The sequence below is a fragment of the Sphingobium sp. S6 genome (assembly GCF_905120495.1).
GTDB lineage: Bacteria > Pseudomonadota > Alphaproteobacteria > Sphingomonadales > Sphingomonadaceae > Sphingobium > Sphingobium agri.
Map to the genome: position 1 here is coordinate 1 of NZ_CAJHOG010000012.1, position 20,004 is coordinate 20,004.

At 62.7% G+C, this 20,004-nt stretch carries 21 protein-coding genes; 14 read left to right on the top strand and 7 right to left on the bottom strand.

What is annotated here, in order from left to right:
• The first annotated feature begins 109 nt into the window (after nucleotides 1-109).
• From SPHS8_RS17950 to SPHS8_RS17975, 6 genes are all read left to right on the top strand, one after another.
• Complete coding sequence (locus SPHS8_RS17950; protein ID WP_201516699.1) at nucleotides 110-1,060, top strand: alpha/beta hydrolase; 951 nt, start codon at nucleotides 110-112, stop codon at nucleotides 1,058-1,060.
• A 111-nt stretch (nucleotides 1,061-1,171) separates the two neighbouring features.
• The gene (locus SPHS8_RS17955) at nucleotides 1,172-1,654 is read left to right on the top strand and encodes an Lrp/AsnC family transcriptional regulator (protein ID WP_097093352.1); all 483 of its coding nucleotides are present in this window, start codon (nucleotides 1,172-1,174) and stop codon (nucleotides 1,652-1,654) included.
• Complete coding sequence (locus SPHS8_RS17960; protein ID WP_097093353.1) at nucleotides 1,651-2,142, top strand: Lrp/AsnC family transcriptional regulator; 492 nt, start codon at nucleotides 1,651-1,653, stop codon at nucleotides 2,140-2,142. The genes SPHS8_RS17955 and SPHS8_RS17960 overlap by 4 nt, the downstream gene beginning before the upstream one ends.
• 71 nt (nucleotides 2,143-2,213) lie before the next feature.
• On the top strand, nucleotides 2,214-2,720 hold the full coding sequence (locus tag SPHS8_RS17965; RefSeq protein ID WP_201516700.1) for a nuclear transport factor 2 family protein: 507 nt from the start codon (nucleotides 2,214-2,216) through the stop codon (nucleotides 2,718-2,720).
• Between the two features lie 140 nt (nucleotides 2,721-2,860).
• Nucleotides 2,861-3,643, top strand: coding sequence for a glucose 1-dehydrogenase (locus SPHS8_RS17970; RefSeq protein WP_201516701.1), 783 nt, complete (start codon nucleotides 2,861-2,863; stop codon nucleotides 3,641-3,643).
• 42 nt (nucleotides 3,644-3,685) lie between these two features.
• Nucleotides 3,686-4,243: a carboxymuconolactone decarboxylase family protein gene (locus SPHS8_RS17975; RefSeq protein WP_201516702.1), complete on the top strand. Its 558-nt coding sequence runs from the start codon at nucleotides 3,686-3,688 to the stop codon at nucleotides 4,241-4,243.
• 210 nt (nucleotides 4,244-4,453) lie between these two features.
• Here the strand turns inward: SPHS8_RS17975 and SPHS8_RS17980 are convergent, their stop codons facing one another.
• Both SPHS8_RS17980 and SPHS8_RS17985 read right to left on the bottom strand, forming a co-directional pair.
• A complete protein-coding gene (locus SPHS8_RS17980) occupies nucleotides 4,454-5,266 on the bottom strand; it encodes a nuclear transport factor 2 family protein (protein ID WP_201516703.1) in 813 nt (270 codons plus the stop codon).
• A gap of 20 nt (nucleotides 5,267-5,286) precedes the next feature.
• Nucleotides 5,287-6,075 carry an SDR family oxidoreductase gene (locus SPHS8_RS17985; protein WP_201516704.1) on the bottom strand — a complete coding sequence of 263 codons (789 nt, stop codon included), beginning with the start codon at nucleotides 6,073-6,075 and terminating at the stop codon, nucleotides 5,287-5,289.
• A 276-nt stretch (nucleotides 6,076-6,351) separates the two neighbouring features.
• Between SPHS8_RS17985 and SPHS8_RS17990 the strand changes: the two genes are divergently transcribed.
• Entirely contained in the window at nucleotides 6,352-7,221 is an 870-nt protein-coding gene (locus tag SPHS8_RS17990) for an LLM class flavin-dependent oxidoreductase (protein WP_201516705.1), read from the top strand.
• Here SPHS8_RS17990 and SPHS8_RS17995 read toward each other — a convergent pair.
• Entirely contained in the window at nucleotides 7,215-8,306 is a 1,092-nt protein-coding gene (locus SPHS8_RS17995; RefSeq protein ID WP_097093358.1) for a helix-turn-helix transcriptional regulator, read from the bottom strand. The genes SPHS8_RS17990 and SPHS8_RS17995 overlap by 7 nt on opposite strands.
• Nucleotides 8,307-8,384: 78 nt before the next feature.
• Between SPHS8_RS17995 and SPHS8_RS18000 the strand changes: the two genes are divergently transcribed.
• The 7 genes from SPHS8_RS18000 (at nucleotide 8,385) to SPHS8_RS18030 (ending at nucleotide 15,612) form a co-directional block, all read left to right on the top strand.
• Nucleotides 8,385-9,014: a nuclear transport factor 2 family protein gene (locus SPHS8_RS18000; protein ID WP_097093359.1), complete on the top strand. Its 630-nt coding sequence runs from the start codon at nucleotides 8,385-8,387 to the stop codon at nucleotides 9,012-9,014.
• 5 nt (nucleotides 9,015-9,019) lie between these two features.
• Nucleotides 9,020-10,093: an alkene reductase gene (locus tag SPHS8_RS18005; protein WP_201516706.1), complete on the top strand. Its 1,074-nt coding sequence runs from the start codon at nucleotides 9,020-9,022 to the stop codon at nucleotides 10,091-10,093.
• Between the two features lie 38 nt (nucleotides 10,094-10,131).
• On the top strand, nucleotides 10,132-10,923 hold the full coding sequence (locus tag SPHS8_RS18010) for an SDR family NAD(P)-dependent oxidoreductase (protein ID WP_097093361.1): 792 nt from the start codon (nucleotides 10,132-10,134) through the stop codon (nucleotides 10,921-10,923).
• Between the two features lie 4 nt (nucleotides 10,924-10,927).
• Nucleotides 10,928-11,743, top strand: a complete 816-nt coding sequence (locus SPHS8_RS18015) for an SDR family NAD(P)-dependent oxidoreductase (RefSeq protein ID WP_201516707.1) — start codon at nucleotides 10,928-10,930, stop codon at nucleotides 11,741-11,743.
• A gap of 22 nt (nucleotides 11,744-11,765) precedes the next feature.
• Nucleotides 11,766-12,521: an SDR family NAD(P)-dependent oxidoreductase gene (locus tag SPHS8_RS18020; protein WP_201516708.1), complete on the top strand. Its 756-nt coding sequence runs from the start codon at nucleotides 11,766-11,768 to the stop codon at nucleotides 12,519-12,521.
• Nucleotides 12,522-12,552: 31 nt separating this feature from the next.
• Nucleotides 12,553-14,016, top strand: a complete 1,464-nt coding sequence (locus tag SPHS8_RS18025) for an FAD-dependent oxidoreductase (RefSeq protein ID WP_201516709.1) — start codon at nucleotides 12,553-12,555, stop codon at nucleotides 14,014-14,016.
• Nucleotides 14,017-14,115: 99 nt separating this feature from the next.
• Nucleotides 14,116-15,612: a flavin-containing monooxygenase gene (locus SPHS8_RS18030; RefSeq protein WP_201516710.1), complete on the top strand. Its 1,497-nt coding sequence runs from the start codon at nucleotides 14,116-14,118 to the stop codon at nucleotides 15,610-15,612.
• A gap of 184 nt (nucleotides 15,613-15,796) precedes the next feature.
• Here the strand turns inward: SPHS8_RS18030 and SPHS8_RS18035 are convergent, their stop codons facing one another.
• From SPHS8_RS18035 to SPHS8_RS18050, 4 genes are all read right to left on the bottom strand, one after another.
• Nucleotides 15,797-17,944 (bottom strand): oxidoreductase, encoded by a 2,148-nt coding sequence (locus tag SPHS8_RS18035; protein ID WP_201516711.1) that lies wholly within the window; start codon nucleotides 17,942-17,944, stop codon nucleotides 15,797-15,799.
• A gap of 210 nt (nucleotides 17,945-18,154) precedes the next feature.
• Entirely contained in the window at nucleotides 18,155-19,117 is a 963-nt protein-coding gene (locus SPHS8_RS18040) for an aldo/keto reductase (RefSeq protein ID WP_201516712.1), read from the bottom strand.
• A gap of 242 nt (nucleotides 19,118-19,359) precedes the next feature.
• Nucleotides 19,360-19,809, bottom strand: a complete 450-nt coding sequence (locus SPHS8_RS18045) for a TadE/TadG family type IV pilus assembly protein (RefSeq protein ID WP_201516713.1) — start codon at nucleotides 19,807-19,809, stop codon at nucleotides 19,360-19,362.
• A 7-nt stretch (nucleotides 19,810-19,816) separates the two neighbouring features.
• On the bottom strand, nucleotides 19,817-19,996 hold the full coding sequence (locus tag SPHS8_RS18050) for a Flp family type IVb pilin (protein WP_201516714.1): 180 nt from the start codon (nucleotides 19,994-19,996) through the stop codon (nucleotides 19,817-19,819).
• Nucleotides 19,997-20,004 lie beyond the last annotated feature (8 nt).

Consider the following 20,004-nt stretch of genomic DNA (forward strand, 5'->3'; position numbering starts at 1 on the left):
ATAGACGCAGGAACAACACCACAACAACGCGCACAAAATGCGGTGGATTGCGTGAAGGAAGTAGTGAGAAGAACGCGCTGAAAACGAAAATAGGAAATAGGAGAGAAGAATGCGTGAATTGATTGACCCGAGCTTGTTGGCGGGGCTGGACTTCATGCCCTCGTTCGAACTCACGGCGGAGAGCCTGCCTGCGATCCGGGCGGGGATGGAGCAGATGAGCGCGGCAGTGCCCGAGCCGGAAGGTAGCGGGGTTGAGTGGCGGGAAGAGCGGATCGCCGCGCTTGGCGGCCATGAACTGGTGGTGAGGATTTATCGCCCGTCCGATGCGGAAGGCGTGCTGCCTGCCGTGCTGCATATTCATGGCGGCGGTTATGTGATGGGATCGGTGGCGACCAATCACCTGTCCAACATCGAGCTCGCGCGTGCCGCCTCCGCCCTCGTCGTTTCGGTCGATTACCGGCTTGCGCCGGAGACGGTGGCGCCGGGTGCGGTGGAGGATTGCTATGTTGCATTACAATGGCTGCATGACAGCGCGGAGCAGTTGGGCATAGACCGGACGAGGATCGCCGTGCGCGGGGAGAGCGCGGGCGGTGGGTTGGCGGCGGCGCTGGCGCTGCTGGCGCGTGACCGGGGCGGCCCGGCGATCGCGCATCAGAACCTGATCTACCCCATGCTGGACGACCGCACCTGCATCACGCGGCTGCCTGCGCATTTGGGCGCGTTCGTATGGACGCCGCAGGCCAACGCCTTTGGCTGGCGGAGCCTGCTGGGGCAGGAGCCCGGATCGGCCGACATATCCCCCTATGCAGCGCCTGCACGGGCGGAAGACCTGGCCGGATTGCCACCCGCCTTCATCTGCGTGGGTGCGCTCGACCTCTTCCTGGTCGAGGACATGGACTATGCCCGGCGGCTGATCGAAGCGGGCGTCGCGGCCGAACTGCATGTCTATCCTGGCGCCTATCACGGTTTCGACGTGTTGCCAGATGCGCCGCCCGTTCTGCAGATGAAACGCGACGCCGTCGCCGCCCTGCGCAAGGCGCTCCATCCTGCTGAAATATAGCAGGAGGAGCGGCGAAAAAATGAGCAAATAGCGGCGGTAACAGCATTGAGTCTGGTGCTGTGCGTAAGTGCGCGCTATCAAACCAGCTACATTTTTGAAGGCGGGGCAAGAATGCAGATCAGAAGCGGGCGGAAAACAACGCCGCCATCGCTGGATACGCTCGACACGAATATCATAGAGATACTTCGGACCAACGGCCGCGCGACCAACCAGGAAATTGCGGAGCGGCTTTCCGTCACCGCTGCCACTGTTTCAGCCCGGCTGCAGAAGATGGAAGATGCCCGCGCCATGCGGGTGGTGGCCGTCACGGATTTTGCAGCCCATGGCTATAATGTGATCATCGCCCTGGGGGTCAAGGTCCAGGGCCGCAGCGTTCAGGATGTCGGTCAGGAACTCGCCGCCATTCCCGAAGTGCTGAGCGTGAACATCATGAGCGGCGAACATGATGTGGAGTTGCTCGTCGCGCTGCGTGACTTTGGCGAGGTCCAGCAGATGCTGTTCGATCGCATTGCCAGCGTCGATGGGGTCATTCACATAAGGTCGGGGGTGGCGGTGGACATCGTGAAATATGAATTCAACGTGGTGCCGCTGTGACGGGGAAGGCTGATTGGGCGCGCCTGGACAAGCTGGATCAGGGCATTGTCGAAAAGCTTGCCCGTGACGCGCGTATTTCTAACCGGGCCATCGCCGCGGAACTGGGTGTTACCGAAGGCACGATCCGCACGCGCGTCAAGCGGTTGCAGAATGAGGGATTGATCCAGTTCACGGTCGTCACCGACTTCCGCATGGCCGGGTCCCCCAATCTTTGCATGATGGGGATCGATGCCGACCCGTCGCAAGTGTCCGAACTGGCGCGCAGCCTGTCGGATCTTGAGGAAATCACATGCGTCATCGTGCTGCTGGGCCGTTACAGCCTGCTGGCGATGGGCCTGTTCACCAACATCGAGCAGTTGAACGATCTGGTGACGGAGCGCATACGGCCGATGCCGGGGGTGCAGCGCGTCGAAACGTCGGTGTCCGTCCACAACCTCAAATATGAGGCCGGTATCGCCAAGATCACGCGGGACGTCGTCGCAGGCTGAAAAAACGAGCCGGTCAGCCATGGTCTGACCCTTTCGCGAAAAACAGGGGGCCAAGCCCCAAGGAGAGTATCATGTCGATCAATCTGGAAGAACTAGCCGCGCGTGTCACGGCACTGGAAGATGTCAGCGCAATCCGCCAGCTCAAGGCGCGCTATCTGCGAGCCTGCGACCTGAAGCTGGTCGATGAACTGCGCGAGACGTTCCTGCCGCAGGGCATCAGGCTGGATTACCAGAATTTCCCGCTGTTCACCGATCGTGACGAATTCATCGCCATATTCCAGAAGATGGCGATGGCGGGCGGTGTCTATGACATCCACCATGCGACGAACGCGGACATAGAATTGATCAGCCCCGATGAGGCGCGGGGGCGCTGGTCGCTCAATTTCCGCACGATCATCCTTGCGACCCGTTCGGTCACACGGCTCGCGGTGGAATATCAGGACGTCTATCGCAAGCAGGACGGCCGCTGGTGGATTGCAGAGTCGGTCAGCCGCATCACGTCGATCCTGACTGAAGAGATCGGGGAGGACGGCACGCCGCGCTATGTGGCTTTGGGTGAACTGCCCGGCGCTTCCTGATGCCCTGAAGGGGGAGTCCCCTGATTCCAGTTGCCCTCGATCCTGCCGGAGTTTATCCACGCGTATAGAGCCGCCGACGCGGAAAAGAACGCAGTTATGCGTAACGGTCGGCGGGATAAGCGATGGAGAGGCAGGACTTGATGCGCCGTTTGCAGGGCAAGGTTGCAATCATCACAGGCGGCGCTCGCGGCATGGGTGCCGCGACAAGCCGTTTGTTCGCCGAGGAAGGCGCGAAGGTCGCGATTACCGACGTGCTGGAGGAAGATGGCGCGCAACTGGCCGCCGAGCTGGGGGATGCCGCACGCTTCTACCGCCATGATGTAACGAGCGAGGAAGGCTGGGCCGATCTGGTCCGGACGGTCGAAGCGGACCTTGGCCCCGTCGACATATTGGTCAATAATGCGGGGATCCTGCTGTTCCGCACATTGCTGGACACGACGCTGGCCGATTATGAGCGTGTGTTGAAGGTCAACCTGACTGGTGAGTTTCTAGGGATCAAGGCTGTCGCACCGGGCATGATCGCGCGGGGCAAGGGGGCGATCGTCAATATCTCGTCGGTCGACGGCATGAAGGGGGCCAACGGCCTTGCCGCCTATTCGTCGAGCAAATGGGGCGTTCGCGGGCTGACGCGGGTCGCTGCGCTGGAACTTGGCCATCGAGGCATACGCGTCAATTCCGTGCATCCGGGCGGCGTGGACACGGTGATGACGAATCATGACGGTTCCACGCGCGAGAAGGTCAATGAGCGCTTCGGCAATGTGCCGCTTCAGCGCGTTGGTGCGCCGGAAGAGGTCGCGCGCGCGACCTTGTTCCTGGCGAGCGACGAGGCTTCCTATCTCGCCGGGGCGGAGATCGCAGTCGATGGCGGCATGCTGACCGGCCAATATTATGTGCAGTTCCCTGGCGCGCCGGGGGTCGATTGAACAGCGAACGGTGAACAAGATAGCGACATAAGGAGAGATGCCATGATCCGTATCGACTTACCCGAGCAGGACGCCGCCGATCCATATGGCTATGCATCGCGTAATCATGCGCGAGAGATCATGGCGGCGGCAGGCGGCTTTTCGAAGGCGGTCTATCAGCACAGCCTGTTGTCGCTGCGCGAGTTCGAGGGTGCACGGTCGCGCACGGCGCAGATCAATGGTTGCGTGATCTGTCAGCAGTTTCGGGCGGCGCGGGATGCGCAGTCGATGTTTGCCGCGTCCGGGCAACGGCCCGCGCATACGGTCGCCGACAATGGGCCAGCGCCGGATGAGGAGTTTTACGCGGCGGTCGAGAATTGGCGGACATCACCTCTGTTCAGCCCGCGCGAGCGGACGGCGATCGAATTTGCCGAGCGTTTTGCGCAGGAGCCCAAGTCCATCGCCCAGGATGAGGATTTCTGGGCACGGGCGCATGCGCTGTTTTCCGACGAAGAGATCGTCGACCTGGCGCATAGTGTTGCGGCCTGGGTCGGGTTGGGGCGTGTTGCGCATGTGCTGGGGTTCGACAGCGTGTGTCTACCTTTTGCCGAGGTGGCGTGAGTTTAGCGCCTACCCATTTTTAATGAACGGAGAGTTTTAAGTACGTGCTCCCTCTTCCTTTGAGGGGAGAGGGCTGGGGAGAGGGGAACGTGGGGATCGTCGCGATGTCCCGCTCTCCCGGCTTCGCGTCGCTCGCCACCTCGGCCAGGGTCACGTGCCTCTGGCCGAGCCCTAAGGGGAGAGGGGAAGAATCTGAGTTCCTGATGCTTGTCAGCCGAGATTGCCGGGCTCAGCGTGGAGGATCATCGGGTCGCCGGTATGCGCGGCCCAGATCGCGTCGCGGCGCACGATACGCCATCCTTCGGCACGCCGTTCCCACTGGTCGACATATTCGCCATTGGAATCAAAGATCGGGCCAGCCGGGTCGTCCACCCGCTGGTGCCGGGCCTGCACATAGGAACGGCTCGTCGCGCGATCGCCTTCGACGTCCACCAGGATGCTGCCGATCAGATGCTGGGTGCCGCCGCAGCGGTCAAGGAAACGGCGCATGTTGGTGGTGAGCGCCGCCATACCATGCTGATCGCCGCCCGTGCCATAATCGAAGCTGAGATCATCGGCGAAGACATCGCTCAAGCGATCCCACTGCTTGTTGTCGAGGATGCGGGCGAAGCGAGACAAGCCGCGCATGATCTCCCGTTCGTCCAGCAGCGCCTGAGGGGTGATGGCCTTGGCCCTGTCCGCGCCCTTTTCATCGACCACCATCATGCGGGTTGCCGCACGATCCAGGAAATTTTCCTCATCCTGGGCGATTTGCCGGGCGATGTCCTCTTGCGCGGCGGCGGCGGTGAAGCGGTCATAGGCGGCGCGGTCGGCAAGCCATATTTCGGTGATGACGTCGAAGTCGATGGGGGCGGCGTCCGGAAACAGGAACGCGCCCTCCAGTTCGACATAGTTGCGGCGATAATCGACTATGCCCGGCAGCAGGCGCCGGATCAGGGGCGCGTGCTGCCTTTCATAATAGTCGATGAACGCTTCGCGGGAGAGATCCGGCCTGCGCCTGAGCAGTGCGATGCATTTGAACATCGGGCACCTCCCTTGAAGGATCAGGGCGCCATCCACTGGCCGCCGTTGACGTCGAGCGAAGCGCCGCTGACGACGCGCGAATAGTCCGAGATCATCATCAGGACGGCGCGGGCGCAGTCATCTTCCGGCGGGATGATGCCGATCGGGATGTTCTTGGTAACGCCAGCGACCACATCCTCGCGCTTGAACCCGGCGTCGATCTGCGACGCGATGAAACCTTCGACCGGTTCGCCATGAATCCAGCCCATGCGGCAGGTGTTGACGCGGATGCCGTGGCGGCCAAGATCGCTGGCCATATATTTGCCCAAGGTGTTGAGCGCGCCCTTTGCCACTGCATAGGGCATCTCCATGCCGCCTTCGTGGCCATAGGGATTGACCGACGCCATGGTGGACACGTTCACGACTGCGCCGCCATCGCGCAGATAGGGGATGCAGGCGCGGGTAAGGCGGAGGGCGCCGACGCAGTTGACGTCGAACGCCTTCGTGAAGTCGCCAATGTCGGCATTGTCGACGAAGCACCAGTCGCCATGATAATAGGCGCTGTTGACGAGGCCATGGACCCGGCCGCCAAATTCCGCGGCGGCGCGTTCTGCCAGCGCCTTGCACTGACCCTCATCGCTGACGTCGCAAGCGACGGCGATCGCCTTGCCGCCCTTTGCCGTGATGTCGGCGCATACTTCATCGAGAAAGGCCTGGTTGCGGGCGGCGAGGACGACGCTTGCGCCTTCGGATGCGGCTATGCGGGCCAGCGCCTGGCCCATGCCGGGGCCGACGCCACTGACGATCACGACTTTGTCCTTCAGCAACATCCTCTTTCCTTTCTCATTGCTTGCGCGGCCGATCCGCGAAATCCGGTCGGCAGCTTTGCGGCGCAGGATAAGAGAAAAAAACATTTGTTCAATGCGCTTTTTGCGGGAAGCGCCCGCTTCTATTCGGGATATGCGTAGCGGTAGGCGCTATCGCGCACGAAAGAGATTGCCGCTGCTGTTGACTGTATTTTCCGCCGAATGGATAAGGTGAGGAGCACCGGGCGCTAGCAAGCAAAGCCGCCGCGGATGAATAAAGCGAGATGGAAGGAGAGGGCGATGCGCTTTCATTTGGGCGAATCGATGACCGCAATCAACTATTACGCGCCGCTTGCCAAGGCGGCGGAAGCGGCGGGCTATGCGGGCTTCACGGTGCCCGACAGCCTGATCTACCCGAAAAGCTCTGGCACCAAATATAGCTATACCGACGATGGCGGGCGCGAATTCCTGGAGAACAAGCCGTTCCTGGAGTCGTTCATCCATGTGACCGCGATGCTGGCGGCGACCGAGAAGCTGGAGGTCACGACCAATGTCGTTAAACTTCCGGTGCGGCCGCCGCTCTATGTCGCGAAGATCGTGGCATCGATCGAGGCGCTCTACGACAACCGCTTCAACTTTGGCGTCGGCTTGAGCGTTTGGCCTGAGGATTATGAGGTCATGGGCGTGGCATGGGAAGGGCGCGGCAAGCGCTTCGACGAGTGCATCGACATCGTGCGCGGCCTCACCAATGGCGGCTATTTCGAATATCATGGCGAGTTTTTCGATCTGCCGCCGGTAAAGCTCAATCCTGTCCCGACCAAGCCGGTGCCGATCCTGATCGGCGGCCATTCCGACGCGGCGCTGAAGCGGGCGGCGCGCAATGATGGCTGGATGTTCGCAGGCGGCGGAATGGACATGATGCTGCCGATGCTGGAGAAGCTGTCCACCTATCGCGAGGAACTGGGGCGCAAGGACGCACCGTTCCGCATCTTCGGTTCGGCGATGGGGGGTGCCGATCTGGATATGATCCGGCGGCAGGAAGATGCGGGCGTGACCGATGTCGTCGCTTCTTTCCGCAACCTTTATGCGGTGGAAGAGGACAGCCAGCCTCTGCAGGAAAAGATCGACGATCTCAACCGCTTCGCCGACGATATCATCGCCCGCTATTGATCGGCTTGCCCGCCGCCCTGGCGCAATTCGCGCCAGCGGCTCGGCGATGATCCGGTCCATTGCTGGAAGGCGCGGCGGAAGGCGCCTGTGTCGCTGAACTGCGTCCGGCGACCGACTTCGGTGATGGTGAGGCGGGGATCGTCCAGCAGCCGGGTGGCGAGGGCGCGCCGTGCCTCGGTCTTGAGCTGGACGAGGGACGTGCCTTCATCGGCCAGGCGTCGCTTCAGCGTGGCGACGCTGATGCTGAACTGGCGCGCGAGCCTGGACGCGGTGGCGGGCGCTTCGCCACTGGCGAGCATCGCGCTGAAGAGATGCTGGATGCGTTCCGACAGCGGGGCATCCAGCGACTGAGGCTGTTCGACGTCGAAAGGGAAGCGTTCGAGCAGATGCTCAAGCTCATGATGGCTGCGCAGCACCGGGCGGTCGAGATAGCTGGCGGGGAAGCGCAGGCTGTTTTCGGGCGCGCCATGCTGCATGGGGACGGGCATGAGGTAGGAAATGGTCTGCTCGTCCAGCAGGGGCGGATAGCGCATCGCTGCGCCCAGGAGCGGAATATCCTCACCGATGAGCCAACCGAACAGGCGATAGTAGGTAGAGAGGCCCGCAAGGTCCGACACATAGGCGCTTGCGTTGCGGATCTTACGTGGCGTGGCCATGTCGAGCCGCGCAACGCCGTCATCGACCTTCAGCCGCAGTCGACCGGCGCGCGGGCCGATAAGGGCGGAAAAGCGATCCGTGCGCTCGATCACGTCCGCCAATGTGCGGCAGGTGATGATGCAGTGGCAGAGCATGTCCACCCCTTCCTTCGTCAGCGGCTCGCGTCCTTCCTGCCGTGCCGCCTGCGCATCCAGAGCCCAGGTGCAATGGGCATAGAGGCGGGTGAAGTCATCCTGGACAAGCCCGCGCTGCGCGGCGGCTCCCCCAATCGGCGGCCCAATGAGATGGGCGAGGCTCGCCTGCCGCAGTAGCTCTGCCGGATCGACGCCGATCTCCTCGACCAGCCGCAGCAGATCGCGGGCGATGGCGACCGGAACGCGGGTCGCGACCGGGCGGGACAGATGTTTGGTGTTGAGCCTTTTTGTCATGACCTTTGAGCTATTTTGGCATTTTCAGAACCAAGGGGATAGCGGAAACAAGCGGTCCAACGAGAAAGGATCGAGAGGGTGGCGGACGAGAGCCTGATTGCGCGGATAGACCGACTGGAATCGCTGGATGCGATCCGGCAACTGGCCGCAAAATATTCCCTGGCGCTGGACATGCGCGACTCCGATGCCTGGGTGAACCTGTTCCCCGAAGATGTGAAGGTCGGCGGCGGCAAGCAGGGCCGCAAGGCGCTGCGCGACTGGTTCGACGAAACCCATTCTATGCAGTTCGACGGCACGTCCCACCATATTGGCGGGCATGTCATCGATTTCGACGATCCGGACCATGCGCAGGGCGTCGTCTATTCGAAGAACGAGCATGAGACGGGCGCCGAATGGGTCATCATGCAGATGATGTATTTCGACAAATATGAGCGGATCGAAGGCCGCTGGTACTTCCGCCGCCGCCTGCCGCTTTATTGGTACGCGACCGACCTCAACAAGCCGCCGATTGGCGATCGCAAGATGCGCTGGCCCGGCGTGCAGCCCTATCATGGCAGCTTTCACGACCTGTTCCCGAGCTGGAAAAGCTATTGGGACCGTCTGGGCCAGCCGCATGACGGCCCGGTCGAAGCGCCCGCTCCGCTGGAAAAATTCATCGAAACGATGCGTCGGGGCGCGCCGCTGCCCAAGCCGCGCGTGCGGAGTTGATTGCCATGACGGATATTTTCTCGCCCGTGACGCTGGGTGACATTGCGCTGTCCAACCGGATCGTCATGGCGCCGATGACCCGCGACCGGGCCGGGCCGGGCGACGTGCCGACCGACATCATGGTCGAATATTACCGCCAGCGCGCCAGTGCCGGGTTGATCGTGACGGAGGGGACGCAGCCTTCGCCCACCGGCAAGGGATATTGGCGCACGCCCGGCATCCATAGCGAAGCGCAGGTCGAAGGCTGGCGCAAGGTTGCGGACGCTGTCCATGGCGCGGGCGGAAAGATCGTCATGCAGTTGATGCATGTCGGCCGTGCTGCCGTGCAGGCGAACAAGGATGCGGACGCGGAAACCGTTTCGCCGTCAGCCATTCAGTGCCCGGACAAGATTCCCGGACCCGATGGCGTTCCGGTGGAAACGGTCGTGCCGCGCGCGCTGGAAACCGACGAAATTCCCGGCGTCATCGCTGAATATGTGAAGGCTGCCCGCAACGCGATCGCGGCTGGTCTGGACGGGATAGAACTGCATTGCGCCAGCGGATACCTGCCGATGCAGTTCCTGTCTTCGAACAGCAACCAGCGCACGGACCGCTATGGCGGATCGGTCGAGAACCGCATCCGTTTCGTGGTCGAGTTGCTGCAGGCACTTGCCGCAGCCGTGGGTGCTGGCCGGGTCGGTTTCCGCATTTGTCCCGGCGTCAAGTTCAACGGCATGGACGATGCGAACCCGCATGAAACCTATGCGGCATTGCTCAAGGCCATCGATGGCCTGGGCCTTGCCTACTGCCATTTGATCCACATTCCGCTGGAGGGGCAGGACGCGCTCGATCTGGTTCGCGCCAATTGGAGCGGCCCGGTGATCGAGAATGGTGGCCTGAACCTGGAAAAGGCGTCTGCGGTGATCGCGGAGGGCAAGGCGGAGGCAGTGTCCTTCGGCTATCTCTACATCGCCAATCCCGATCTGGTCGAACGTTTCCAAACGGGTGCGGCGCTCAACAAGGCGAATCGCGCCAATTTCTACACCGGGGATGGCGACGATCGGATCGGCTATCTGGATTATGCGCTGCTGGACGCCTGAAGCGTCGAGAAACATCACAAGAATATAGGAGAGCTAAAATGGCAAAGCTGCTGGAAGGGCGCACGGCGCTCGTCACCGGGGGCGGGCAGGGCGTGGGGCAGGGCATCGCCCGCGCGCTGGCCGCCGCCGGTGCGAATGTCGCGATCGCTCAGCGCAAGGCTGATCAGGGCGAGGAAGAAGCGCAATATCTGCGCGACACGCATGGGGTGGACGCCTTTTTCATCCGCACCGATGTGACGCAGCGCGCCGAGGTGGAAGCCATGGTTGAGGCGGTCCACCAGCGGTTCGGACGGCTCGACATATTGGTCAACAATGCTGGAGCCAGCTTCCCCAAGCGGATCGAAAAGCATAGCGACGAGGACATGGAGGGTTCCTTCGCGCTCAACTATTATGCCGTGTTCTGGGCGATGAAGGCGGCTTTCCCGATCATGAAGGCGCAAGGCTATGGCCGCGTGATCAACCTGGGGTCGCTGAACGGCGTCAATGCGCATATGTTCACCGTCGCCTATAATGCCAGCAAGGAAGCGATGCGGGCGCTGACCCGGACTGCGGCGGTGGAATGGGGGCCGCACGGCATCACCTGCAACACCATCTGTCCTTCGGCGACGAGCCCGCAGGCGCGCGACTATTTCGCCGCCAACCCGGAAATGACGCAGGCGATCCTGCAGCAGGTTCCGGCAGGCCGATTTGGCGATGCGGAAAAGGATATCGGCCCGGTCGCCGTCTTCCTGGCCAGCGAAGGCGGCGGCTATATGAGCGGCAACACCCTCTTTGCCGATGGTGGCGCGCAGGTGAACGGCGTCGCCTGGCGGCCTGAAGTAGAGGATTGATCCCATGGAAAGGCTGAAGGGAAAGCGCGCGGTCGTGACGGGCGGCGCGCAAGGGATTGGCGCTGCCATCGCGCGCCGTCTTGCCGCGGAAGGCGCAACGGTCGCGGTGCTGGACCTGGATGCGGCGGCGGCTGGCGCAGTGCTGCCCGCGCCGCATGTCGGCATCGCTTGCAACGTGGCGGACACGGCGTCGGTGGACAGGGCCTTTGCCGAGGTGAAGCAGGCGCTGGGCGGCGTTGATGTGCTGGTCAACAATGCCGGGCGGGGTAGCGCGGCGGGTGACGGCATGGACCGCTATTATGCGGCACAGGCGGAGAGGGCCGAGCAGATCGCGCGTGGCGAGGAGCCGACCACCTTTGTCGACCAGACCATCCATTGCGGGGATGATGGCTGGTCGGGCGTGCTGGCGGTGACGCTGGACGGTACGTTCAAATGCAGCCGGGCTGCGGTTCGGCTGATGGCGGAGCAAGGCACCGGCGGCAACATCGTCAACATCGGATCGACGTCCGGCGTGAAGGGCGATGGACCTATCCCCTATTGCGCGGCGAAGGCAGCGGTGCTGGGCATGACGAGGGCCATGGCCCGGGAGCTTGCCGATCGCGGCATCCGAGTGAATGCGGTCAATCCCGGCGCTACCGAAACGCCGATCTATGCAACTTTGCCTGCCGAGATGAAGGACATGATCGCCGCCGACAGCCTGATGAAGCGTCTTGCCCATCCGGACGAGATCGCCGGGGCGGTGGCGTTTCTGGCCGGGGATGACGGCAGCTTCGCCACCGGGAGCATCGTGACGGTGAACGGCGGGGCCTATTTCACATAAACAAGGCTGATGGGAGCAGGACATGAAGGCACTGGAAGGCAAGGCAGCGATCGTAACCGGCGGCGCGCGCGGGGTGGCCAAAGGTGTAGCGACCGCCTTCGTCAAGGCGGGCGCGCGTGTCCTGATCGTCGACCGGGAGGAGGAGCTTGGCCGCGCGACCGAGGCTGAGCTGCGCGCTCTGGGCGGAGAAGCGCATTTCCTGGCGGTTGATCTGGCGCAGCGAGCCGAGTTACCGAAGATCGTCGAGGCGGCGATCGGCCATTTCGGCGGGCTTGATGTGCTGGTGAACGCGGCGCAGGCTTCGCGCCAGTTGCCGCTTGCCGAAACGACTGACGAGGCCATGGAGGTCGCGTTCGATACGGGCTTCTGGCCGACCTTCGTGTTGATGCGCGAGGCCTATCCGCATCTGGTTAGAGCCAAGGGATCCGTCATCAACTTCGCGACTGGCGCGGCGTTCGACGCGATCCCGACGCAGGGTTCCTACTGCGCGGCGAAGGAAGCGATCCGCGCCATTTCCAAGATCGCAGCCAGCGAATGGGGTGCGGAAGCGGTGCGGGTGAACATCATCTGCCCGTTCGCCAATTCTCCGGGCGTGATGGCGTGGAAAGAATGGGCGCCCGCCGATTATGATACGCAGATCAACAAGGTTTCCTTGAAGCGCATTGGCGATTGCGAAAAAGACATTGGAGCAGCCGCCGTATTCTTGGCAAGCGATGCGGCAGGCTATATCACCGGGCAAACGCTGATGGTGGATGGGGGGCAGACAAAGGCTTTCTGATACCGATCGCACAAGGAGAGGACAGTCTTTCGTGGCCGACATTTCGCTTCATCGCCCCTATCCCGCCAGCAAGGTTGAACGGTGGGATTTCGAAACCGACGTCGCGGTTATCGGCTTTGGCGCGACCGGCGCATGCGCGGCGATCGAAGCGGCAGCCGGTGGTGCGCGGGTCATGCTGTTTGAACGGGGGTCGGGCAGTGGCGGGGCGTCGGCGCTCTCGGGTGGCGAAATCTACATCGGCGGTGGCGGCGGCACGGATGCCCAGCGCGCGGCGGGGTTCGAAGACAGCACGGAGGATCTGGCCGCCTATCTGAAGGCGGCGGGCGGGCCGTGCGCGGATGAAGCGAAGTGCGACCTCTATGCGCGGGAATCGCTTGGCCATTATGCCTGGCTCAAGGAGCAGGGCATCCCCTATCGCGGCAACTTCCTGCCCGGCAAGCATATCGAGCCGACCGACGATTCCACGCTGATCTGGTCGGGGAGCGAGGCGGCATGGCCCTTCTGCGACATCGCGAAGCCTGCGCCGCGCGGCCATGTGATCGCTCATATGGGCTGGGGCGGGGGTCGGCCGCTGGTCGATCTGCTGGAGGCTCGGGCAAAGGCGCTGGGCGTTGAAGTGACAACCGATGCGCGCGCCGTTGCGCTGGTGCAGGATGACGATCGGCGAGTGGTCGGCGTCATCGTACGCATCGACAATGTCAATCGCTTCGTCCGTGCGGCGAAGGGCGTCATCCTCTGCACGGGCGGCTTTGCCTTCAACGAGGATATGCGGCGGCGCTATTGCCCCGACACGTTCAAGATCAGCAGCCCGATCGGCGATCAGGATGACGGCGTGGGCATCGAATTGGGCGTCAGCGCGGGCGGCGACGCCATCCATATGGAACAGTTCTTCACGACTTGCCCCTGGACCATGCCGGAGCCGCAGGCGCATGGCGTGTTCGTCAACCAGATGGGCCAGCGCTTCATCAATGAGGATTGCTATCACGGCCGGGTCAGCCGCGTTGCCATCGACCAGATGGGCGACAGGGTCTATCTGCTGCTCGACATCGCTCATTTCGACGAGCCGCTGCCGATGGCTGGGATGACGATAGCGGGCACGGGCGACAGCTGGGAAGAAGTCGAGGCCGAGCTGGAAATGGCGCCGGGTACGCTCTCTGCCACCATGGCATTCTACAATGCTCATGCGCGGGAAGGGCGTGATCCGCTGTTCCACAAGCGGGCGCCGATCCTGACGCCGCTGGATCAGGGGCCGTTCGTGGCGCTGGAGCTGAATTTCGCGACCAGCTATTTCAGCTTCTTCACGCTGGGGGGCTTGAGGACCTCGACCGATGGCGAGGTGCTGGACCGGGCTGGTGCGCCGGTGGCTGGCCTGTTCGCGGCGGGGCGCTGTACTTCGGGGCTGCCGGCATGGGGGCATGGGTATAGCTCCGGCCTCAGCCTTGCCGACTGCACCTTTTTCGGACGTCAGGCTGGTCGGAAAGCAGCGCGGGGCTGATCTTCGCCTGTAGGTCATGGCCTGATCCATTTGAATGATGTGCGGTATTGCCGGTTGCGGCATCATGATGGTCAGGAACACAGCCAACAGGAGAGTGACTTGTCCATCGATCAGGGCCGCAAAGGCCTGCGCTTCGCCGTTATCGGAGCAGGCATGGCCGGCATCCTTGCCGCCATTCGCCTGCGCCAGGCGGGCGAGGATTTCACGGTTTTCGAAAAGGCCGGGCGGCTAGGCGGCACCTGGCGGGAAAACCGTTATCCGGGCCTGACCTGCGACGTGCCCGCGCACGCCTATACCTATAGTTTCGAGCCCTATGCGGAATGGGACGCCTATTATGCCAAGGGCGGCGAGATCCAGACCTATTTCGAGAAGACGGCGGAGAAATACGGCATCATGCCGCACGTCCGCTTCGACAGCGAAGTCGTGTCCACGGTATGGGACGAAGGCGCTGGCGTCTGGCGTCTGGGACTGATCACCGGTGAAGAGGTCGAGGCGGAGGTCGTCATCGCGGCTTCGGGCGTTCTGCACCATCCCAAGCTCCCCGATATCGAAGGGCTGGACAGCTTCGAGGGGCAGGCGTTCCACAGCGCCCGCTGGCAGGATGATGCGCTGGTCGACGGCGCGAGGGTGGGTGTGGTCGGCAACGGGTCCACCGGCGTGCAGATCGTCACCGCGCTGAGCAAGCGTGCATCGAAGCTGGTGCATTTCCAGCGCTCGCCGCAGTGGATCATGCCTGTCCCCTATTTCCAGTATAGCGAGGAAGAAAAGGAAGCCTTCCGCCGCGACCCTGCGCTGATCGAGGATATTCGCAACAACAAGGAATATTGGGACAGCATCTTCCGCTTCACCCATGCCATCACGGATACGCATGGTCCGGAGATCGCGGCGATCGAGCAAATCTGCCTCGATAATCTGGAGAACAGCATTCGCGATCCTGAGCTCAAGGAAAAGCTGCGCCCCAATTATCGCGCGGCGTGCAAACGACTGATCTACAGCTGGTCCTATTATGACGCCGTGCAATCGCCGAACGTAGAGGTGGAGCGGAATCGCATCGCCCGCGTCGAGGCCAAGGGCGTGCGGATGGAAGACGGGCGGCTGCACGAACTTGATACGCTGGTGCTGGCGACCGGCTTCCATGCGGACCGCTTCATCCGCCCGACAACGGTGCTGGGCCGGGGTGGCGTTTCGCTGGATGATATATGGTCTGTTCGTCCGACGGCCTATTATGCCGTGACCATCCCGGGCTTTCCGAACTTCTTCATGTTGAATGGTCCGACCGGTCCTGTTGGCAACTTCTCCCTGATCGACATTGCGGAGAAGCAATGGGCCTATGTGGATCAATTGATCGATCTTCTGCGCTCTGGTGAGGCTCGGACGATCGAACCGAGCGCTGACGCTCACGCCGATTATGAGGAGCGGCGGATCGCGGCGGCGCGCACGACGATCTTCGGATCGGGTTGTAACAGCTGGTATCTGGATGCCACCGGCGTTCCGGCAAGCTGGCCTTGGAGCTATGAGGCATTTGCCGATGCCATGGCGGCTCCGGTGCTGACGGATTATCGAGTTGAGGCTGCGGCTGAACTGGTTGAGCGGTGAGGGGCTTTTAATCCCTCAAATCCGTTCGGGCTGAATTTGTCGAAGCCCCTCGCTGCTATAAAAAAGTAAGGCCCTTCGACAGGCTCAGGGCGAACGGTTGTCGGGCGGTCTCGATAAGGGGCAGCTCAGATACAAAAAGGGGAGCGTTGCGGCGCTCCCCTTTTCTTTGAGCTTGAAGATCCGATCAGCGGCCCATGGCGGCCACGGCTTCGGCCGCACCACGGATTGCGCCTTCGATATAGGTGACGCCGGTGCCATCGCCGACCTCCACCACATCATGGCCCTGCGCGCGGAGCGCATTGGCAAGGGTGGAGTCGCCATGCGCGCCCATGGCAACCACCACATGATCGGCAGCAACGCTCTTCTGCTCACCGTCTGCGTTGGTGAAGGTGACGCTGTTCTTGCCGATCGCGATGCCGCTCGCGCCGGGGAACATGGCCACGCCATGTTCGCGCAGTTCCGCGAGCAGGCGCATGCGGCGCACCAGCAGCAGGCCGCCGCCGAACCTGGGTGCTTCGCCGACGACCGTGACTTCACGGCCGCGTTCCATCAGGAATTCGGCCAGCTCAACGCCGACCAACTCGCCGCCGATGATCACGACGCGTTTACCGAGCGGCATCCAGGCATGGGTCGCCTTGCGCACCAGATCGAGATTGGCGGTGGCGCCGGTCGCTGCGCCGAGCTTCGTCGCGACGCGGGTGGTCCAGCTGGTCTTGCGGCGGATTTCAGCAGAGTCCTCACCCAGCATCATGCCGCGCAGATCGTCGCCCGATAGAACGAAGTCCTGATCATTGCCGGGGATCGGCGGCATGTCGCGCACGGCGCCGGTCGCGACGATGACCTTGTCGGGCTTCAGACTGGCGATTAGGTCCGGGGTCGCGACAGTCTTCAGGCGCACATCGACCTTCGACTGACCGATCTGGTCACGCAGCCAGTTGAGCAGCCGTTCATTGGGTTCATAGGCGAGCCCTGCGAAGCGCAGCGTGCCGCCCAGGCGATCGGATTTTTCAAGAAGCGTGACCTTGGCGCCCGCAAGGTCCAGCCTGCGCGCGGCTTCCATGCCGCCGGGGCCTCCGCCGATAATCACGACATGGCCGGGAACCTTGGCCGGGGACCAGTCGAGATCCTCATAACCGGTTTCCGACCGCACGGCGCAGCGCACCTGTTCGCGAAGATAGGCGGTGCTGACGCAGGTGTAGCAATAGATGCACGGGCGGATATCGGCCACCCGGCCTTCGGTCAGCTTGCGGGGCAGATCAGGGTCGGCGAGGAGCTTGCGACCCATGGCAAGGAAGTCGAACTCGCCCTGCGCCAGCCCCTTGTCACCACGATCGAGCTCGACCCGACCCGACGCGATCACGGGGATCGAAACCACCTTCCGGATGGCGGCGGCGGCTTCCAGGTTGAAGGCGGGCTCATGCGGGATGTTGGAACCCGAATGGAGCTTGCCCTGGCCGACGTCATGATAGGCGGTGACGGTAAGCGCGTCAGCACCGGCCGCTTCGATCATAGGCGCAAGTTCGAGCGCATGGTCGATGGTGATGCCGTTTTTGCCCAGCTCTCGTGAATCCATCTTCACCCAGACGGGGAAATCCGGGCCGACCGCGGTGCGCACCGCGCGCACCACCTCAAGGAGCAGGCGCGCGCGACCTGCCACGTCGCCGCCATATTCATCCTCGCGCGTGTTGGTGTAGGGCGAAACGAAAGAGGAGAGCAGATAGCCGTGGCCACCGTGGATCTCCAGGCCGTCCATTCCGGCGCGCTTGGCGCGTAGCGCGGCGTCGGCGAACTGGCGGATCGCATGATCGATGTCGGCCTTCTCCAGCACCTTGATCTGCGGCACCACGCCTCCAGCGAACGCAGCCATCTCTTCGGGCAGGAAAAAGTCTGGGAAGTCGCCCGCGAAGGGGGGCGGATATGCCGGAGCCCAGAGAGGGTGCCCATCCTGCGCGCTGTGCCCGGCGACAAGGCCGCCATGGTGAAGCTGAGCAGCGATGCGCCCGCCTGCCGCATGTACGGCCTCTGTCAGCTTCGTCAGGCCGGGCAGGAAGCGATCGTCCGAGATGGCGGTCTGGTTTGGCTGGACCGCGCCTACCGGCCACGCGACGCCGGTTACGCCCATGATGATGAGGCCAGCGCCGCCCTTCGCCTGGGCGACATGATAGTCGATAAGGCGCTGGCCGACCGTACCGTCGGCTTCTGCCAGGCTGACGCCCATGGCGGTGACGATGATGCGGTTGGGAAGGGTGAGCGTGCCGATCTGGCCGGGCGTGGTGAGAGATGCAGGCGCTGCGCCCGAACGGGATTGTGAAAGGGCAGGGGCAGCAGTCATGAGAGTCTCCTAATTCGCCACATGCGTATGGTCTGCTCGTCTTTTACCGCCTTGTTCACTGTTAGTCAGGCGAAAATAACGGCGATCGCGTAAGAATTTGTACGATTCTTTCCCGATTGATCGATTCGCAAAAGAATGATCGGATCTGACAATAAAAAGGGGAGCGATCGTATCGATCGCTCCCCTTTCCATTCTTTCAGGCTTAGAAGATCAGCCGATCTTAAGCGCCGCCAGTTCGTCGGCCGACAGGGTGAGCGAGGCGGCCTTGACCGCTTCCTCGATACGGGCCGGGCTCGACGCGCCGAAGATGGGGATCACTTGCTGCGGCTGGTTCAGCAGATAGGCGAGCACGACGTCCGAAACGCTGACGCCATGCTTGGCGGCCACGTCCTTGGCAGCGGCCAGACGGTCCTTGTTGACCGGGTTGTCGTAGAAGCCCTGGAGATGCTCGGGCACTTCGCCCTTTTCAGCGAAGGCGAAGTAGCCGCGGCTCTGCGAGCAATAGGGGATGATGGCCAGGCCAGCGTCCTTGAGCTTGCCGCCATGATCTTCGAAATACATCTGGTAGCCCTGTGCCGTGGCAGCCTCTTCATTGGGCTTGGCGAGGCCCCAGAAGGGTTCGACGGCGACGAAGCCAGCCTTGCCGTTCGCCTTGGCATAGTCATTGGCTTCCAGCACGCGGGCGTCGGACCAGTTGGACGCGCCGAAATAACGGATCTTGCCCGCATTCTTGGCTTCGTTGAGGAAGTCGACCAGTTCGGCAACCGGGGTTTCCGGATTGTCCATGTGGACCCAGTAAAGGTCGATCGTGTCGACGCCGAGATGCTCAAGGCTCTCGTTCAGGTCGTTGCCGATGTCGGCCGGGTTGACGCGGTTGCGATAGTCGCCAGCGCGCATGTCGAAATGCCCGCCCTTGGTCGCGACGATCACGTCTTCGCGCTTCTTGCCCTTCAGCCAAGCGCCGATGGCGCGTTCGCTGGCACCCTTGGGCGCGTCGGGCATCCAGTCACCATAGGAACGGGCGGTGTCGACGAAATTGCCGCCCAGCTCCAGGAACTTGTCGAGAATGGCGTTGCTGCGGTCCCGGTCGATCGACCAGCCGAGCATGTTGGTGCCGTAGCACAGACGGCTGACCGAGAGGTCGGTATTGGCGAGCGTGACCTTTGAAAGCATGGCTAACTCCTGCATGGCGGCGTCTCTTGCGGGTGCAAAAGCGTGCCCTAAACTACCCCGCGAACCGGGACCGGATCGCATCCGAACTAGCGCTCAGCGCCGTTCCGGACATCCCGCGACGCACAGACAACCCTTGTTGCGCGCGTCATGGCGAGAGCGGACAGTTACGCAGCAGTTGGGGAAAAGGAAAGGGGGATTGTTCATATTCGTAGACGTTACGGAAGGGTGGAGCGCCCAGCCGGTCAATAGCTGCCGTTGGTGACGATGACGGTCGCGCCGAGCGTGGTCGAGGGCAACGGAATGAAGCTTGCATAGCGTATCAGCGGCGACCTGCTCATGTCGTAGCGGACCTGCACCTTGAACTGGCCTACGCCCTCGGGTTGCGCCTGAATGTCCGGCGCTCCGCCGGAACCGAGCAGCGCGCCATAGCCGTTGATCACTGCTTGGGCCCGGCTGCGCGCGAGGTCGGCGCGCTCGCTGCTGGAAAGGCCCGCCATCGCCGCCCTTGCTCCTTCGGCGGCGGCATGGCGCACGCCGAGCAGCGCCGAGAACCAGAAGGAATAGATGATGACCGCGAAGATGAGCATCAGCAGCGCTGGAGTGACGAGCGCGAACTCCAGCGCTGCTATGCCTTTCTGACAGTGGAGGAGCCGGAGCGCGGGCGTGCGGCTCCTCCTGCGGCGGGGGGTCATTGGCGGGTCAGCTGACGCTGTTGAACAGGGCGGTGAAGGCGCCGCGCAAGCCGGTGGTGAAGTCGGTCTGAAGCGCGGTGATTGCGGCCACGATCACGCCACCCAGCACGGCATATTCCACCGCCGTCAGGCCCTTCTGGTCGCGTGCAAGCCGCTTCATGAACTTGCGTACGGTATCGATCTTCATCTTGATTC

Coding starts and splice junctions, on each gene's coding strand:
- SPHS8_RS17950 (WP_201516699.1), top strand. CDS start 110: ATGCGTGAATTGATTGACCCGAGCTTGTTGGCGGGGCTGGACTTCATG.
- SPHS8_RS17955 (WP_097093352.1), top strand. CDS start 1,172: ATGCAGATCAGAAGCGGGCGGAAAACAACGCCGCCATCGCTGGATACG.
- SPHS8_RS17965 (WP_201516700.1), top strand. CDS start 2,214: ATGTCGATCAATCTGGAAGAACTAGCCGCGCGTGTCACGGCACTGGAA.
- SPHS8_RS17970 (WP_201516701.1), top strand. CDS start 2,861: ATGCGCCGTTTGCAGGGCAAGGTTGCAATCATCACAGGCGGCGCTCGC.
- SPHS8_RS17975 (WP_201516702.1), top strand. CDS start 3,686: ATGATCCGTATCGACTTACCCGAGCAGGACGCCGCCGATCCATATGGC.
- SPHS8_RS17980 (WP_201516703.1), bottom strand. CDS start 5,266: ATGTTCAAATGCATCGCACTGCTCAGGCGCAGGCCGGATCTCTCCCGC.
- SPHS8_RS17985 (WP_201516704.1), bottom strand. CDS start 6,075: ATGTTGCTGAAGGACAAAGTCGTGATCGTCAGTGGCGTCGGCCCCGGC.
- SPHS8_RS17990 (WP_201516705.1), top strand. CDS start 6,352: ATGCGCTTTCATTTGGGCGAATCGATGACCGCAATCAACTATTACGCG.
- SPHS8_RS17995 (WP_097093358.1), bottom strand. CDS start 8,306: ATGACAAAAAGGCTCAACACCAAACATCTGTCCCGCCCGGTCGCGACC.
- SPHS8_RS18005 (WP_201516706.1), top strand. CDS start 9,020: ATGACGGATATTTTCTCGCCCGTGACGCTGGGTGACATTGCGCTGTCC.
- SPHS8_RS18010 (WP_097093361.1), top strand. CDS start 10,132: ATGGCAAAGCTGCTGGAAGGGCGCACGGCGCTCGTCACCGGGGGCGGG.
- SPHS8_RS18015 (WP_201516707.1), top strand. CDS start 10,928: ATGGAAAGGCTGAAGGGAAAGCGCGCGGTCGTGACGGGCGGCGCGCAA.
- SPHS8_RS18020 (WP_201516708.1), top strand. CDS start 11,766: ATGAAGGCACTGGAAGGCAAGGCAGCGATCGTAACCGGCGGCGCGCGC.
- SPHS8_RS18035 (WP_201516711.1), bottom strand. CDS start 17,944: ATGACTGCTGCCCCTGCCCTTTCACAATCCCGTTCGGGCGCAGCGCCT.
- SPHS8_RS18040 (WP_201516712.1), bottom strand. CDS start 19,117: ATGCTTTCAAAGGTCACGCTCGCCAATACCGACCTCTCGGTCAGCCGT.
- SPHS8_RS18045 (WP_201516713.1), bottom strand. CDS start 19,809: ATGACCCCCCGCCGCAGGAGGAGCCGCACGCCCGCGCTCCGGCTCCTC.
- SPHS8_RS18050 (WP_201516714.1), bottom strand. CDS start 19,996: ATGAAGATCGATACCGTACGCAAGTTCATGAAGCGGCTTGCACGCGAC.